This is a genomic window from Streptomyces sp. (assembly GCF_035645055.1).
Taxonomy (GTDB): Bacteria; Actinomycetota; Actinomycetes; order Streptomycetales; family Streptomycetaceae; genus Streptomyces.
In genome coordinates, this window is the sequence record NZ_DASQNH010000041.1 from 14521 (window position 1) to 29479 (window position 14959).

Annotated in this window: 15 protein-coding genes; 7 read left to right on the plus strand and 8 right to left on the minus strand. The window is 73.6% G+C overall.

The annotated features are described in order from the left end of the window. Positions 1-149: 149 nt before the first annotated feature. Both VE614_RS13690 and VE614_RS13695 read right to left on the minus strand, forming a co-directional pair. A complete protein-coding gene (locus tag VE614_RS13690; RefSeq protein ID WP_324936247.1) occupies positions 150-671 on the minus strand; it encodes an ATP-binding protein in 522 nt (173 codons plus the stop codon). A 173-nt stretch (positions 672-844) separates the two neighbouring features. Then, complete coding sequence (locus VE614_RS13695; RefSeq protein ID WP_324936249.1) at positions 845-1228, minus strand: STAS domain-containing protein; 384 nt, start codon at positions 1226-1228, stop codon at positions 845-847. Between the two features lie 249 nt (positions 1229-1477). On the opposite strand from VE614_RS13695, the gene VE614_RS13700 reads away from it, so the two are divergent. Next, on the plus strand, positions 1478-2383 hold the full coding sequence (locus VE614_RS13700; RefSeq protein ID WP_414719569.1) for an RNA polymerase sigma factor SigF: 906 nt from the start codon (positions 1478-1480) through the stop codon (positions 2381-2383). Positions 2384-3015: 632 nt separating this feature from the next. Here VE614_RS13700 and hutI read toward each other — a convergent pair. The 4 genes from hutI to hutU all read right to left on the minus strand — a co-directional run bounded on the left by hutI (position 3016) and on the right by hutU (position 8586). Next, on the minus strand, positions 3016-4311 hold the full coding sequence (gene hutI, locus VE614_RS13710; protein ID WP_324936253.1) for an imidazolonepropionase: 1296 nt from the start codon (positions 4309-4311) through the stop codon (positions 3016-3018). Continuing rightward, on the minus strand, positions 4308-5657 hold the full coding sequence (locus VE614_RS13715; protein WP_324936255.1) for a formimidoylglutamate deiminase: 1350 nt from the start codon (positions 5655-5657) through the stop codon (positions 4308-4310). The genes hutI and VE614_RS13715 overlap by 4 nt, the downstream gene beginning before the upstream one ends. Beyond that, positions 5654-6856, minus strand: coding sequence for an allantoate amidohydrolase (locus VE614_RS13720; protein ID WP_324936299.1), 1203 nt, complete (start codon positions 6854-6856; stop codon positions 5654-5656). Before VE614_RS13720 ends, VE614_RS13715 begins: the two co-directional genes overlap by 4 nt. A 65-nt stretch (positions 6857-6921) precedes the next feature. Next, positions 6922-8586, minus strand: a complete 1665-nt coding sequence (hutU, locus tag VE614_RS13725; protein WP_324936257.1) for a urocanate hydratase — start codon at positions 8584-8586, stop codon at positions 6922-6924. 197 nt (positions 8587-8783) lie between these two features. Here hutU and VE614_RS13730 point away from each other — a divergent pair, with 197 nt between their 5' ends. The 5 genes from VE614_RS13730 to VE614_RS13750 all read left to right on the plus strand — a co-directional run bounded on the left by VE614_RS13730 (position 8784) and on the right by VE614_RS13750 (position 12603). Then, positions 8784-10169, plus strand: a complete 1386-nt coding sequence (locus tag VE614_RS13730) for a diaminopimelate decarboxylase (protein ID WP_324936259.1) — start codon at positions 8784-8786, stop codon at positions 10167-10169. A 170-nt stretch (positions 10170-10339) separates the two neighbouring features. Beyond that, the gene (locus VE614_RS13735; protein ID WP_324936261.1) at positions 10340-10732 is read left to right on the plus strand and encodes a hypothetical protein; all 393 of its coding nucleotides are present in this window, start codon (positions 10340-10342) and stop codon (positions 10730-10732) included. Continuing rightward, on the plus strand, positions 10729-11736 hold the full coding sequence (locus VE614_RS13740; protein WP_324936263.1) for a hypothetical protein: 1008 nt from the start codon (positions 10729-10731) through the stop codon (positions 11734-11736). Before VE614_RS13735 ends, VE614_RS13740 begins: the two co-directional genes overlap by 4 nt. 46 nt (positions 11737-11782) lie before the next feature. Continuing rightward, complete coding sequence (locus VE614_RS13745) at positions 11783-12196, plus strand: roadblock/LC7 domain-containing protein (protein WP_324936265.1); 414 nt, start codon at positions 11783-11785, stop codon at positions 12194-12196. 32 nt (positions 12197-12228) lie between these two features. Further along, a complete protein-coding gene (locus VE614_RS13750) occupies positions 12229-12603 on the plus strand; it encodes a hypothetical protein (protein ID WP_324936301.1) in 375 nt (124 codons plus the stop codon). Positions 12604-12626: 23 nt separating this feature from the next. Here VE614_RS13750 and VE614_RS13755 read toward each other — a convergent pair whose 3' ends face one another. Both VE614_RS13755 and VE614_RS13760 read right to left on the minus strand, forming a co-directional pair. Next, a complete protein-coding gene (locus VE614_RS13755) occupies positions 12627-13211 on the minus strand; it encodes a hypothetical protein (protein ID WP_324936267.1) in 585 nt (194 codons plus the stop codon). 94 nt (positions 13212-13305) lie between these two features. Continuing rightward, positions 13306-14148: a MurR/RpiR family transcriptional regulator gene (locus VE614_RS13760; RefSeq protein ID WP_324936269.1), complete on the minus strand. Its 843-nt coding sequence runs from the start codon at positions 14146-14148 to the stop codon at positions 13306-13308. Positions 14149-14304: 156 nt separating this feature from the next. Here VE614_RS13760 and VE614_RS13765 point away from each other — a divergent pair, with 156 nt between their 5' ends. Further along, positions 14305-14745: a hypothetical protein gene (locus VE614_RS13765; RefSeq protein ID WP_324936271.1), complete on the plus strand. Its 441-nt coding sequence runs from the start codon at positions 14305-14307 to the stop codon at positions 14743-14745. Positions 14746-14959 lie beyond the last annotated feature (214 nt).

The following is a 14959-nucleotide window of genomic DNA, read 5'->3' on the forward strand; positions in this document are numbered from 1 at the left end:
AGACTGATGGTGCGCCGGGAAGACGGCGGCGCGAGACGCCCCGTCAGGGGCGCGGGGAACGGCGTGACCGGCTCAGGACGGCCCGTGGACGCCGGAACGCCGGACCACCCGCATGCCCACGGCGCACAGGCGGCGTTCGGCCGGGCGGGTTACGCCGGAGCGCCCAGCTCCGCCCAGACCTTCTTGCCGTCGACCCCCGGCGTGCGCACGACGCCCCAGTCCAGGCAGAGGCGCTGCACGATGAACATTCCGTGGCCGCCGGGCCGGCCCGCGCGGTGCGGGGTGCGCGGGGCGGGCTGGCCGGTGCCCCGGTCGGAGACCTCGATCCGGATCACCTTGTTGTCGCAGGTGATCCACATCTCGTCCGGGCCCTCGGCATGCAGGCAGGCGTTGGTGACCAGCTCGGAGACGACGAGCAGCACGTCCTCCGCCGCGGCCCGCTGGTCCGCGCTCTCGGCCGGCAGCCAGCCCCAGGCGTACAGCGCCTGGCGGGCGAAATCCCGGGCCATCGGCACGACCCCGGCCGCACCGGCCAGGCTGAGCCTGCGGACCTGCCGCCCCTGCGACGAGACGGGCACGCCGTCGCCCTTCGATGCCCCCTCTGGCGCCCCGGAAGCGCCGCTGGGCTCCGGGCCGCGGTCGCCCGGCGGATAGGGCCGGGTGGTGCTCATCAGCGCTTCACCTCACCGATTCACCGATTCACGATTCACGAATTCCTTACGAGCGCCGAACCAGGATGTCTCCTGCCCGACCGGACCGGAGGGACACCCCTTCTTTTCGGTACGCACCGTACGCACCCGTTTTCGGCACACTCCGGACACCGGCGGGTCACGATCGGACGCACTCAGCCGTCGTCGCCCGCACCCGCCAGGGCGGCTTCAAGGGTGTCGTGGACGGTGAAGACCGCCTCCGCACCGGTGATCTCGAAGACGCGCGCCACTACCGGCTGCATCGCGGCCAGGTGCACTCCGCCGCCGGCGGCCTCCGCCTTCAGGCGGGCGCCGAGCAGCACGTTCAACCCTGTGGAGTCGCAGAACTCCAGCCGTGAGCAGTCCACGACCAGCCGGCTGAAGCCCTTGGCGAGGCATTCTTCCAGTGGTTCGCGCAACAGGTCGGCGGTGTGGTGATCGAGCTCACCCGCCGGAGTCACAACGGCACTGGAGCCCGTTTCCCGCACCTCCACCAGAAGCCGGCCCGACTGTGCGCTGCCGACCGTCCCGTGGTCCATGCCGTCTCTCTCCCGAGGTCGTGGCTGCTGACTGTTCGCCCTCGAACACTACGCCTTCTCCACGCGCTTCGACAGCCGAACATTCGAGCAAAACGGGCATTATACCACGTATCGCACTTGCGGTCTGCTCGGGATAGCGGGTAGGGCTAGTAAGGACACGTACCCGACACGGCCGGCTTTGGAGGCGCCGCACACCGCAGTGCACGTACTGGCTTCGGCAGCCATATGCCGAGAACGATGGAGGACATCATGTCACCCCGGCTCGACGCCTCGCATACCCATCAGGCGACGTCGACACCCCCTCCGGCACATCTGGATCCCATCGCCACCGACGGCGTCCCCACCGGCGCCCTCACCGGACTCCCGGAGATCCCCCCGTACGACGAAGTGGCCCCCGAGGACGCCCGGGCCCTGTCGAAGACCCTCTTCCAGCGACTGGAGTCGCTGGAAGAAGGCACCCACGCGTACTCGTACGTCCGCAACACGCTCGTCGAACTCAACCTCGCCCTGGTCAAGTTCGCCGCCTCCCGGTTCCGCTCCCGCAGCGAGCCGATGGAGGACATCATCCAGGTCGGCACGATCGGTCTGATCAAGGCGATCGACCGCTTCGAACTCAGCCGGGGCGTCGAGTTCCCGACCTTCGCCATGCCAACCATCATCGGCGAGATCAAGCGGTTCTTCCGCGACACCTCGTGGTCCGTCCGCGTCCCGCGCAGGCTCCAGGAGCTCCGGCTCGACCTGGCCAAGGCCGGTGACGAGCTGGCCCAGCAGCTGGACCGCTCCCCGACCGTCGCGGAACTGGCCGAACGGCTCGGCATCTCGCACGACGAGGTCGTCGAGGGCATGGCCGCGTCCAACGCGTACACCGCCTCCTCGCTGGACGCCCAGCCCGAGGAGGACGACACCGAGGGCGCGCTCGCGGACCGCATCGGCTACGAGGACCACGGGCTCGAAGGCATCGAGTACGTCGAGTCGCTGAAGCCGCTGATCGCCGAACTCGCGCCCCGCGACCGGAAGATCCTCTCGTTGCGGTTCGTCGCCGGGATGACCCAGTCCGAGATCGGCGAGGAGCTGGGGATCTCGCAGATGCACGTGTCGCGGCTGCTGTCGCGGACGCTGGGGCGGCTGCGCAAGGGGCTGACGGTCGAGGAGTGACCGCCGGTTACCCGCGGAAACTCTTTCCCCGCGGGTCCCCTTCCTCCCCTCTGAGCCGTCATACCCGCCGGTAGGTCAGGACACCGGCGGGTCGGACGGCTGCGAGGAGGCGGCGGATGGAGCCGGGCCACGGCCACGCGAGGGCGTCCGACACGCGGCTCACGGACCTGCTGCGCGGCGACACCGCGCGCGTGTACCGGCCCTCCGGGAACTGCGCGCCCGCCACCGGCAGCCCGCCCTCGCCTACCCCCGGCTCTGCGCGGCGGGCGAGTCGACCGCCCGTCAGCTCGCCGCGCAGGCCTTCACCCTGGCCGCGCGCGAGGCGGCCCGCGGCACCGGCCCGGCCCTGCCCTGGCGACACCGGCTGCTGCTGACCGCCCGGCTGGCCGCGGAGTGGGCCACCGGTGAAACGCCCCGCCGGACTCGGCCCCGGGCTGCTGCCGGTCCAGCGCATGGCGGGCCCCGGCAGCCCGGTCCCGCCCCTGCTGGGCGCGTTCCGCTCGCTGCCGCCCCGCGCACCCGGGGCATCCTCTGGCACGCCGTCGTCGAACAGGAGGACGACGGGACGACCGCGACCCTGTTACTGACCGGAACCGGCGACCGGATCCGGCGGCCGCGGGTCCGCCGGGCGCTCAGACCACGCGGACGCCGCGCCGCCACACCCCGGCGACCAGGGGCACGCCCGGGCGGTAGGCCAGGTGGACGTGGCTCGGGGCGTCGAGGAGGGTCAGGTCGGCGTAGGCACCGGGGGTGAGGCGGCCGATGTCGGTGCGGCGCAGGGCCTGGGCCCCGCCCGCCGTGGCCGACCAGACCGCCTCGTCGGGCGTCATCCCCATGTCCCGTACGGCCAGGGCGATGCAGAACGGCACCGAGGACGTGAAGGACGAGCCCGGGTTGCAGTCCGTGGACAGGGCCACGGTGACTCCGGCGTCGAGCAGGCGGCGGGCGTCCGGCCACTCGGCCCGGGTGGAGAACTCGGCGCCGGGCAGCAGGGTGGCGACCGTGCGGCCGCTCGCGAGCGCGTCGACGTCCGCGTCCGTCAGATGGGTGCAGTGGTCGGCGCTGGCCGCGTCCAGCTCGACGGCGAGCTGCACACCGGGGCCGTACGACAGCTGGTTGGCGTGGATCCGGGGGTGCAGGCCCTTCGCCCTGCCCGCGGTGAGGATCGCCCGCGCCTGGTCGCCGTCGAAGGCTCCCTTCTCGCAGAACACGTCGATCCAGCGGGCGTGCGGCGCGCAGGCGTCCAGCATCTCGCCGGTGACCAGGGCGACGTAGCCGGCCGGGTCGTCGGCGTAGTCCGGGGAGACGATGTGCGCGCCGAGGTAGGTGACCTCGTCGGTGTGCGCGGCGGCGATCCGCAGGGCGCGGGCCTCGTCCTTCACCGTCAGGCCGTAGCCCGACTTGGTCTCGAAGGTGGTGGTGCCCTGGCGCAGCGCCTCGCTGAGGTAACGGGTGAGGTTCGCCTCGAGTTCCGCGTCGGTGGCGGCGCGGGTGGCGGCGACCGTGGTGCGGATGCCGCCCGCGCTGTACGGCCGCCCCGACATCCGGGCGTTGAACTCCTGCGTGCGGTCACCGGCGAAGACCAGGTGGGAGTGGGAGTCGACGAAGCCCGGGAGGACCGCCCGGCCGCCGGCGTCGACCCGATTGTCAGTGGCGGGTGCTTTGCTGTGATCACCGGTCCACACGACGCGGTCGCCTTCGATGACGACGGCCCCGTCCTGGATCAGTCCGAGGGGGGAATTGTCACCGAGGGAGGGGTCGTTGGTGACCAGAGCGGCGATGTTGGTGATGAGCGTGCTGGCGGTGCTCGCGGAGTGGGCGGGGCTGACGGTCGTCGCGTTGCTCATGGCGTCCTTGGTGGCCTGGTCGGCGGTGGGGTCGGGTTCGGGGGCGGAGGGGGGCCGCGCGGACGGGCGGCCCCGGCTCATCCGCGCAGGGCGGCGACGGCGTCCGCGAGGGCTCCCGGCACATCCGGTACGAGGGAGTGGACCCCGTCCCGTACGACGTGCCGACCTCCCACCACCGTATGCGACACGTCTGCTGCCGACGCGGCGAATACGGCCGTCTCGGCCCCCAGCCGCGGAAGCGGCCCTGCCGTCCTGACCGAGTCGAGCGCGATCGTCGTGAAGTCGGCGAGCGCTCCGGGTTCCAGGGTGCCCGCGTCGTCCCAGCCGAGCGCCGCGTGGCCGTCGGCCGACGCCGCCCGCAGCAGGGCCGCGGCCGTCCAGTGGCCCCGGGTGCGGGTGCGCAGGCGTTCGTTCAGCTCCATCGCCCGCGCCTCCTCCAGCAGGTCGATCACGGCGTGGCTGTCGGAGCCGAGGGAGAGCGGGGAGCCCTCGTTCTGCAGGGCGACGGCGGGGCCGATGCCGTCGGCGAGGTCCCGTTCGGTCGTCGGGCACATGCAGGTGCCGGTGCCGCTGCCGCCGATGAGCGAGATGTCCTCGGCGGTGAGGTGGGTGTTGTGGACGCCGGTGGTGCGCGGCCCGAGGACGCCGTGCAGGGCGAGGAGCTGCGCCGGGGTGCACCCGTGGACTTCCCGGCAGGCGTCGTTCTCGGCGGTCTGCTCGGACAGGTGCACATGGAGCGGGGCCCGCCGCTCCTCGGCCCAGCGTGCCACGGTCGCCAACTGGCCGGCGGGCACGGCCCGTACGGAGTGGATCGCCGCCCCGATCCGCGCGTGACCGCGTTCCTTGAGACCTGAACAGCGTTCGGCCCAGGCCTCGGCGTCCCCGTCGGAGAAGCGGAGCTGGTGGCGGTCGGGGGGCTGTCCGAAGCCGGAGGAGAGGTAGGCGGTGTCGAGGAGGGTAATCCGGATGCCGGCTTCTGCGGCGGCCGCGATCAGGGCCTCGCCCATGGCGTTGGGGTCGGCGTACGGGGTGCCGCCGGGGGCGTGGTGCACGTAGTGGAACTCACCGACCGCGGTGATCCCCGCCAGCGCCATCTCGGCGTACACGGCGCGGGCGAGGGCGTGGTAGGTCTCCGGTGTCAGCAGGTCGGCGACGGAGTACATGACCTCGCGCCAGGTCCAGAAGGTTCCGGAGCCGACCTGGACGGTGCCGCGCAGGGCGCGGTGAAAGGCGTGCGAGTGGGCGTTGGCGAGCCCCGGGAGGGTCAGCCCGCGCAGCACCTCCGCGCCGGGCGGCGGGGTGTCCGCACCCGTGCGGACGGCGGTGATCCGGCCGCCCCGGGTCTCCAGGGTCACGCCCGGCTCGACGTTCGCGCCGAGCCAGGCGTGCTCCAGCCAGTAGGTCGCCTCGGTCGTCGCCTCGGTCACGTGCGGGCCAGTCCTTCCAGTACGTCGGCGAGGGCGAGCACCCCGGCCACGCAGTCGTCCTCGGCCGCGAACTCGGCCGGGGAGTGCGAGACACCGGTGGGGTTGCGCACGAACAGCATGGCGGTCGGGACGGTCCCGGAGAGGATCCCGGCGTCGTGTCCGGCACCGGTACCCAGGACGGGCACCTTCAGGTCCGTCTCGCTGCCCAGGATGCGGGCGAGTTCGTCGCGCAGGGCGTGGTCGAACTCGACGACGGGCGTGAAGGACTCACGGACCACGTCGAGGTCGACGCCATGCGCGGCGGCGTACTCGCGGGCGGCCCGTTCGACCCCGTTCACCACGGTGTCGAGGGTGTCCTGGTCGGCGGCGCGGGAGTCGAGCCAGCCGCGCACCAGGGAGGGGATCGCGTTGACGCCGTTCGGCTCGACGGCGATCTTCCCGAAGGTGGCGACGGCCCCGGCGAGCCGCGCCTCCCGGCGGGCGGCGAGCACGGTCTCGGCGTACGGCAGCATGGGGTCGCGCCGGTCGGCGAGCCCGGTCGTGCCCGCGTGGTTGGCCTCGCCCCGGAAGTCGAACCGCCAGCGGCCGTGCGGCCAGATGGCGCTGGCGACGCCGACCCGGTCACCGCTGAGGTCCAGCGCCCGGCCCTGCTCGACGTGCAGCTCGACGAAGGCGCCGATCCGGGCCAGCCGCTCGGGGTCCGGCCCGATGGCCTCGGGGTCGTACCCGGCGGCCTCCATGGCCCGCGGGAGGGTGACCCCGTCGCCGTCGGTCAGGCGGTGCGCCTGCTCGACGGTGAGCTGCCCGGCGGCCAGCCGGGACCCGACGCAGGCCAGCCCGAACCGGGCGCCTTCCTCGTCACCGAAGTTGACGATGCCGAGGGGTTTGGCCGGCCGCGTGTTCCTGTCGCGCAGTTCGTCGAGCGCGGCGAAGGCGGAGACGACTCCGAGCGGCCCGTCGAAGGCCCCGCCGTCGGGCACGGAGTCCAGATGCGACCCGGTGACGACGGCGTCACCGGCGGCGGGGTCGCCCAGCCAGGCCCACTGGTTGCCGTTCCGGTCGACCTCGTAGTCCAGCCCCCGGGCCCGGGCCTGCTCCTCGAACCAGGCCCGGCACTCCCCGTCGGCCCCGGTCCACGCGAACCGGCGGTAGCCACCGGACCCGGGGTGCCGCCCGAGGGGCAGCAGTTCCCGCCACATCTCGTGGAACGAGACCGGCTGTGGGCGGTCGTTCCGCAGGGCGGAACCGACGCCGTTGGGATCGCTCACGCCGTGTCACCCTCACGCATCGGCACCCGCACACCCCGCTCGCCCGCCACCGACTCCGCGATGTCGTACCCGGCGTCCACATGCCGGATGACGCCCATGCCGGGGTCGTTGGTCAGCACCCGGCGGATCTTCTCCCCGGCCAGCGCCGTACCGTCGGCGACGGTCACCTGACCGGCGTGGATGGACCGCCCCATGCCCACCCCTCCCCCGTGGTGCAGGGAGACCCAGGACGCGCCCGACGCCACGTTGACCATCGCGTTCAGCAGCGGCCAGTCGGCGATGGCGTCGGAGCCGTCCAGCATCGCCTCGGTCTCGCGGTACGGCGAGGCGACGGAGCCGCAGTCGAGGTGGTCGCGGCCGATGACGACCGGCGCGGACAGCTCCCCGCTCGCCACCATGTCGTTGAACCGCTCACCGGCCTTGTCCCGCTCGCCGTAGCCGAGCCAGCAGATGCGCGCGGGCAGGCCCTGGAAGTGCACCCGCTCCCCGGCCATCTTGATCCAGCGGGCCAGGGACTCGTTCTCCGGGAACAGCTCCAGGATCGCCTTGTCGGTCCTGGCGATGTCGGCGGGGTCGCCGGACAGCGCGGCCCACCGGAACGGGCCCTTGCCCTCGCAGAACAGCGGGCGGATGTAGGCGGGCACGAAGCCGGGGAAGGCGAAGGCCCGGCCGTACCCGGCCAGTTGCGCCTCGCCGCGGATGGAGTTGCCGTAGTCGAACACCTCGGCGCCGGCGTCCATGAAGCCGACCATGGCCTCGACGTGCCGGGCCATGGACTCGCGGGCGCGGGTGGTGAATCCGGCCGGGTCCTTCGCGGCGTAGGAGGCCATCTCGTCGAAGGGGACGCCGACCGGCAGGTAGGACAGCGGGTCATGGGCGGAGGTCTGGTCGGTGACGATGTCGATGGGCGCACCCATGGCGAGCAGTTGCGGCACCAGCTCGGCGGCGTTGCCGAGGACACCGATGGAGAGCGGGCGGCGGGCGTCGCGCGCCTCCACCGCCAGCTGCAGGGCGTGGTCGAGGCTGTCGGCCCGCACGTCCAGGTACCGGTGCTCGATGCGGCGCTCGATGGCGCGCGGGTCGCAGTCGACGCAGAGCGCGACGCCGTCGTTCATGGTCACGGCGAGCGGCTGGGCGCCGCCCATGCCGCCGAGTCCGGCGGTGAGGGTGATGGTGCCGGCGAGGGTGCCGCCGAACTTCTTGGCGGCGACGGCGGCGAAGGTCTCGTACGTGCCCTGGAGGATGCCCTGGGTGCCGATGTAGATCCAGGACCCGGCGGTCATCTGGCCGTACATGGTCAGGCCGAGCTGCTCCAGGCGGCGGAACTCCTCCCAGTTGGCCCAGTCGCCGACGAGGTTGGAGTTGGCGATGAGGACGCGCGGCGCCCATTCGTGGGTCTGCATGACGCCGACCGGGCGGCCGGACTGGACGAGCATCGTCTCGTCCTGCTTGAGCCCCTTGAGGGTGCGGACCATGGCGTCGAAGGAGCGCCAGTCGCGGGCGGCCTTGCCGGTGCCGCCGTAGACGACGAGCTTGTCGGGGTGCTCGGCGACCTCGGGGTCGAGGTTGTTCTGCAGCATCCGCAGGGCGGCTTCCTGCTGCCATCCCAGGGCGCTCAGTTCCGTGCCGCGCGGTGCTCGGACGGGGCGGGGTCCTGACATGGCATGCCTCCTGGCGAACGACGATCTGTGTCTCGGCGATCGGTGTCTCGGCGATCGGTGTTTCTACGGCTATTCACATCCTGGACCTCTGAATAGAGCTAGTCAATACACCGGTGCGCCAGCACGGGCGCGCCACGGGTGTTTCGCTGGAGGCAGGCCCGGACACCGGGACCGGGCGACGACGGGACGGGGTTGGTGTGGTCGACACGAGGGACGACAGTGCCGGACGGGGAGGCACCGAGCGGGCGGCCCGCCGGGACGGGGCGGTCCGCGCGGCCGTGGAGCGCGGCCTGCTCGGCCCCGCCACGCCCATCGTCGGGCTGCTCGACGTCACGGGCATCCGGGAGTCGGCGGCCGAGCTGCGGGTGGCGTTCGACGCCGTGGTGGCACCGGGCACACCGGTGCTGCACGCCTTCGCGGTGAAGGCGACCCCGCTAGTGCCGGTGCTGCGGCTGCTGCGCGAGGAGGGGATCGGAGCGGAGGTGGCGAGCCCCGGTGAGCTGGCGCTGGCGCGGGCGGCGGGCCTGCCGCCGGAGCGGACGGTGCTGGACTCCCCCGCCAAGACCCCGGCGGAGCTGCGGGAGGCACTGGCGCTGGGTATCGCGGTGAACGCCGACAACCCGCAGGAGCTGGCCCGCCTCGACGCCCTGATGGCCTCCGCGCCCAGCCGCTCACCGCTGGGCCTCCGGGTGAACCCGCAGGTCGGCGGCGGCTCCATCGAGGCCCTGTCCACGGCCACGGCCACCTCCAAGTTCGGTGTGGCGCTGCGCGACGAGGGGGCGCGCGAGTGGGTGGTCCGGGCGTACGCCGAGCGGCCCTGGCTCACCCGGCTGCACGCGCACACCGGGTCGCAGGGCATTCCGCTGTCGCTGATGGCCCGGGGGGCCGCCGAGATCCATGCGCTCGCCGAGGAGATCAACCGGCGGATCGGCCGGCCGCAGATCGACACGATCGACATCGGCGGCGGCCTGCCGGTGAACTTCTCCTCGGACGAGACGAGCCCGACGTACGCGCAGTACGCCCGGCTGCTGCGCGAGGCGGTCCCGGGGCTCTTCGCCGGGCGGTACGGCCTGGTCACCGAGTTCGGGCGGTCCCTGCTGGCCAAGCACGGCACGGTGGTGGCGCGGGTGGAGTACACCAAGTCGGCGGGCGGACGCCCGGTGGCGGTGACCCACGCGGGTGTCCAGGTGGCCACCCGCACGGTCTACGCGCCCACCGCCTGGCCGCTGCGCATAGCGGCCTACGACGCGAAGGGCCGCCCCAAGGAGGGTCCGGAGGCGGTGCAGGACATCGCGGGCCCGGCCTGCTTCGCCGGCGACCTGCTCGCCGAGGCCCGCGCCCTGCCCCTGCTCGAACCGGGCGACTACGCGGCGGCCCTGGACACCGGCGCGTACTACTTCGCGCACCACTACGCCTACAACTCGCTGGCCCGCCCCGGCATCCACGGTTTCGCGCCCGACGGCGCCGGGGGCGTGGCCTTCGCGACGGTCCGCGAGCCGCAGACGCTCCAGGAGATCGTCGCCGAGTCCGGAGGGGCGCGGGCGGACGCGCTCACCACCTTCCGCGAGCCCGGGAACCGGTGACGTACGCGACCGGTTCGCTGTTCAACTGACCTGAACACACGGCCAGTTGACCCACACTAGTACGTCCGACGCATGTTCCCATGGAAAATGCCAGAACCCTCACCCGCTCCCCGCACAGAGCGTAGTTTCGGCGTCACTCGACCGAAGGACAGGCGGGGAGGGGAGTGACGGTGCCCGGGATCGACGAGTGCCTGCTCGACGCGATGCGGTTGCCCGGTGCCCGGGGCGCCGCGCTGGTGGACTGGACGAGCGGGCTGGCGCTCGGCGTCGTCGGGGAGTTCCCGGGCGGCGACGCCGAGGCGGCCTGCGCGGAGTCCGCGGAGCTGGCCCGGCTGGCGGCCGAGCACAAGACGTTCGCCCCGGACGGCGGCCCGGGTGAGGCGGATCCGCCCGTCGAGGACCTGCTGATCAGCAACCGGGACTCGTACCACGTCCTGCGGTTCGTGCCCACGTCGTTCGACAGCACGGTGTTCCTGCACGTGTGGCTCGGCCGCGCGGACGGCAACCTCGCCCTGGCCCGCATCCGGCTGGGCGAACTGGCCGGACGGCTGGTCCTGGGATGAGCGCCGTCGGCACCACTCCCCCGCTGCCGCAGCGGGATCGCGCGGGCGCCCCGGAGCGCGTGGCGGCCGGGCTGTCGCCGATGCTGTCCCGGCTCGCCACCGAGCGCGCCACCGGAGTGCTGGTCCGCGAACGCGGCACCCTCCACCTCGTCGACGGCGGCGTGGTGCACGCCGAGAGCCCGGCCGCGCCCGGACTCGACGTGCTCCTGACGGCCCACGGCACGCTGGACTCGGCCGCCTGGCGGGAGGCGGTGGACCGGGCCGGGGCCGGGGCGGACGCCGGACGGCTGCTGGTGGCGGGCGGACGTCTCCCCGCGGGCGCGCTGGAGCTGTGCCGGCTGGGTGCGCTGTTCGACGCGGCGTACTTCGTGCTCGCCCCGAGCAGCAGGCCCGGGCGGTTCCGTTACGGCGAGCCCCGGCCGCCCGCCGGGTTCCGCCCGGTCCCGGTGGCCGACGTCGAGCGGGAGACCCTGCGCCGCCGGGAACTGCTGCACCGCGTGTGGCCCGATCCGCGCGCCGACACCGCCGTGCTGACCCGGCCGGACCCCGCCGGCGGCCCGGCGCCGCCGCCCCGGCAGCGGGCCGTGCTGGACCTGGTGGACGGGGTCCGCACGGCGGCGGACATCGCCCGGGAGCTGGGCCGGCCCGGTTTCCACACCCTGGTGGACATCCGCCGGCTGGCCGCCGCCGGCCTGGTGGCCCCGCTCGGCCCGCCACCGCTCCCCCCACCCCCGTTCGACCCGCCGCCGCTCCCCTCGCCACCGCCCCCCTCGGCCCCGGGCTCCCCCGCACCGACCGCCCCGCCACCGATCCCTCCACCCCAGCACCCTCCACGCCAGCACCCTCCACCCCAGCACCTTCGACCCCAGCACCCTCCACCCCAACCCCCTCCACCGCAGCACCCGCCGCGGTACCCAGAGCCCGGCGAAAGCGCCCTGCCCGAGTTCACCGATCCCGACATCACCCTGCTGAAGAGGCTCAGGGATGCGCTGGAGGCCCTTTGAACGGCACCGATCGCACGCCGAATCGCACGCCGAGAGGAGCGCACCGATGGCGGCCGAGCCCGACATCCTCGACGAACTGCACCGGCTGAGAGCCCGGATACCCCAGCTGACCGGCGCCCTCGCGGCCAGCGTGGACGGCCTCGTCCTCGCGCACGACACGCCCGGCGTCGAGCCGGACGGCCTGGCCGCGCTCACCGCCGCGTCGCTCGGCGTCGCGGTGCGGCTGGCCGACGCCACCGGCCGGGGCGGGCTGCGCGAGCTGCTCGTCCGGGGCGAGCACGGCTATGTGGCGACGTACGCGGCGGGCCGTACCGCCGTGCTCACGCTGCTCGCGCAGGACCGCGTCAACGTCGGCCGCCTCCATCTGGAGGGCCGGCGGGCCGGGATCCGCATCGGCGGCCTGATCGAGTCCGCCGGACCCACCCGCCCCGATTTCCGCCCTGTCATCGAGAACCGATGACCGAGAACCGAGAACCGAGAGGACACACCACCATGGCCAACACCGAGACCGCCCTGAAGGAAGCACTCGCCTCCATCGAGGGCGCCACCGGCGTCGCGCTCGTCGACTACACCAGCGGCATGGCGCTGGGCACGCTGGGCGGCGGCAAGGGCTTCGACCTGAATGTCGCCGCCGCGGGGAACACGGACGTGGTGCGCGCCAAGATGCGCACCATGGAGCACCTCGGTCTGAAGAGCGAGATCGAGGACATCCTGATCACCCTGACCGACCAGTACCACCTGATCCGGCTGCTCCGGGGCCGCGGCGGCAACGGGCTCTTCCTCTACCTCGCCCTCGACGGCAAGCGGGCCAACCTGGCGATGGCCCGCCACCAGCTGAAGAAGATCGAGGAGGAGCTGGAGGTCTGACGCGCCCTCCCGCACCGGGCCGGTCAGACCAGTGCCGCGGTACGGCGGCGCGCCCCACCCGGGGCCGCGTCGCCCGCCGCGATGCCGGTGCCGCGGTACGCCTTGACCGCCCGGCCGGCCGGGCGCCCGCCGCGCGCGGTGAGCCAGTCCACCCGCACCCACAGCAGTTCCTGCTGCGCCCGCTCCAGGCGGCCGAGCCACGCCGCCTTCAGCCGCAGGCCGGCCCCGCACCCGGCGAGCAGCAGCCCGCCCGCCACCGGCACCGCCGCGTTGGCGACCAGCGCGGCGAGAAACCCGAGCAGCAGCCACCAGCGGTGCCCGCGCCGCCAGGTCCGGGCCGTCACGGCGCGGTCCTGGAGGACGTCGTACTTCCCGGCCCGGGCCGCCCCGCGGGCCAGCGCCGTGTAGCGCCTGCGGCGGGCCGCGGCGACCACCGCCGCGCCCACGAGAAACAGCGCGGCACCGGCGTACACCCCGATCCGCCGGCCCGTCAGTCCCGGGATGAACAGGCCGATTCCGGCCGCGCAGACGCCGACCCACCACAGCGGTGCGGCGCCCGCCCGTACGACGACAGCCACCCGAGCCAGTCCCTGACCTCCGCGTGCCACGTTCCGCCTCCTCGTCGTCCGGCACAGTGCTGACGGCCCGGCAGGTTAGCGCCGGAACCTGAGACGAGTCTGAGAAACGCGCGCCCCGGGCCGTCTACTCCACGAACAGCCCCCGGGCCGCCGCCCGCGCGTCGAACTCCTCCAGTCGTGACTGGGCGTCCGGCAGGTCGTCGCACATCGCCTCCAGCAGCACCCGCCCCAGCAGCATCGGCGCGCAGGCGGTGTCGAAGGCCAGACCGGTGCCGACGGCGGCGGGCAGCAGCAGGTCGGAGACCTTGGCGACCGGGGCGAAGGCGGAGTCGGCGACCGTCACCACGGTCAGGCCAGCCTCCCTGGCGTAGCCGAGGGTGTCCACGACCTCGCGCGGGTGGCGGGGCAGCGCGAAGCAGAGCAGGGCGCTCGCGCCCGCGCGGACGGCGCCGTCGATCCGGTCGTGGATCATCGTGCCGCCCTCGTTGAGCAGCCGTACGTCGGGATGGACCTTGGCGGCGAAGTACGCGAAGCCGTGCGCCTGGGCGGCGGCGGCCCGCAGGCCGAGGACGGGCAGCGGGCGGCTGGCGGCGAGGACGCGGCCCGCGCGCTGCACCGGCCGGGGATCGGCCAGCGCGTCGGCGAGGTGCCGGAGGTTCTCGATCTCGGCCTCGACGGCCTGCTGGTACTCGTTGAACGCCCCGGCACCCGGAGGCTGTTCGGCGGGGGCGACCTCGCGCAGATGGCGGCGCAGCGCCGGATAGCCGTCGAAACCGAGGGCGACGGCGAAGCGGGTCACGGACGGCTGGCTGACCCCGGCCAGCTCGGCGAGTTCCACGCTCGACAGGAACGGCACGTCGGCGGCGCGGCGCACCATGCTGTGCGCGATCCGCCGCTGGGTCGGCGTGAGCCGGTGCCCCTCGAAAAGCGCCTGCAGGCGTGCGGCAGGGCTGTCGGTCGGGCTCATGCCGTGCTCCCCCTTGTCACCAGGTCCGTCTGTACGGGTCCGTCTGTACGGGTCCGTCTATTCAGGTAACGGAAACTCTGCATGCTCCTATGCAGCCGGGCAACAGGGGGGCTATCCCCAGTGCCGTCGGGCCCCTCGCTTCCTACCGTGGAGCGCATGAGCGGACTGGACGGGCAGGGCCCCGACCTGAAGAGAGAACTCGACGCCACACTGCACGCGCGCCGGGAGCTGGGCGAGGATTACGAGTCCGCGCTGGTCGACTCCTTCCTGGAGAAGGTCGACCAGCGCATCGACGACGCGGTGGAGCGCCGGGTGCGGCGGCAGCTGGCCGAACAGCAGCTGACGGCGGCCCGGGGGCCGCGGTCGCCGGACGCCACGGACTCCTGGGGCGAGCGCTTCGGCTTCGGCATCGTGTCGCTGGTGCTGGCGATCCCGCTGTCCGGCATCGGGGCCGGCACCGCGGGGCTGCGCGGCCTGCTCGTCGCCTGGGCGGGCATCGTCGGCGTCAACCTGGTCCAGGCCGCCCGCACCACCCCGGACCTCTTCCGCGGACGCGGACGCGGGCGGCGGAAGGAAGCCTCCGACTGGGAGGACTGACCCGGGGCGGGAAGAGCGGTGCGGGCGGAGCGAGATGCGCCGGGGGAGGAGATGTGCGCGGGGACCGCCGCACCCCCGTTGCCGGGGGGCGGGACGACGGCGGTCCCCGCGGGGGACGCGGGCCGGGTCAGGCCGGGCTTGCGCGTCCGTGGCGTCCATGGAGGTCCGGGAGCCGCTCCGGAGGGTCCTTGGCGCCGCTGGTCGCCGGTCGGGA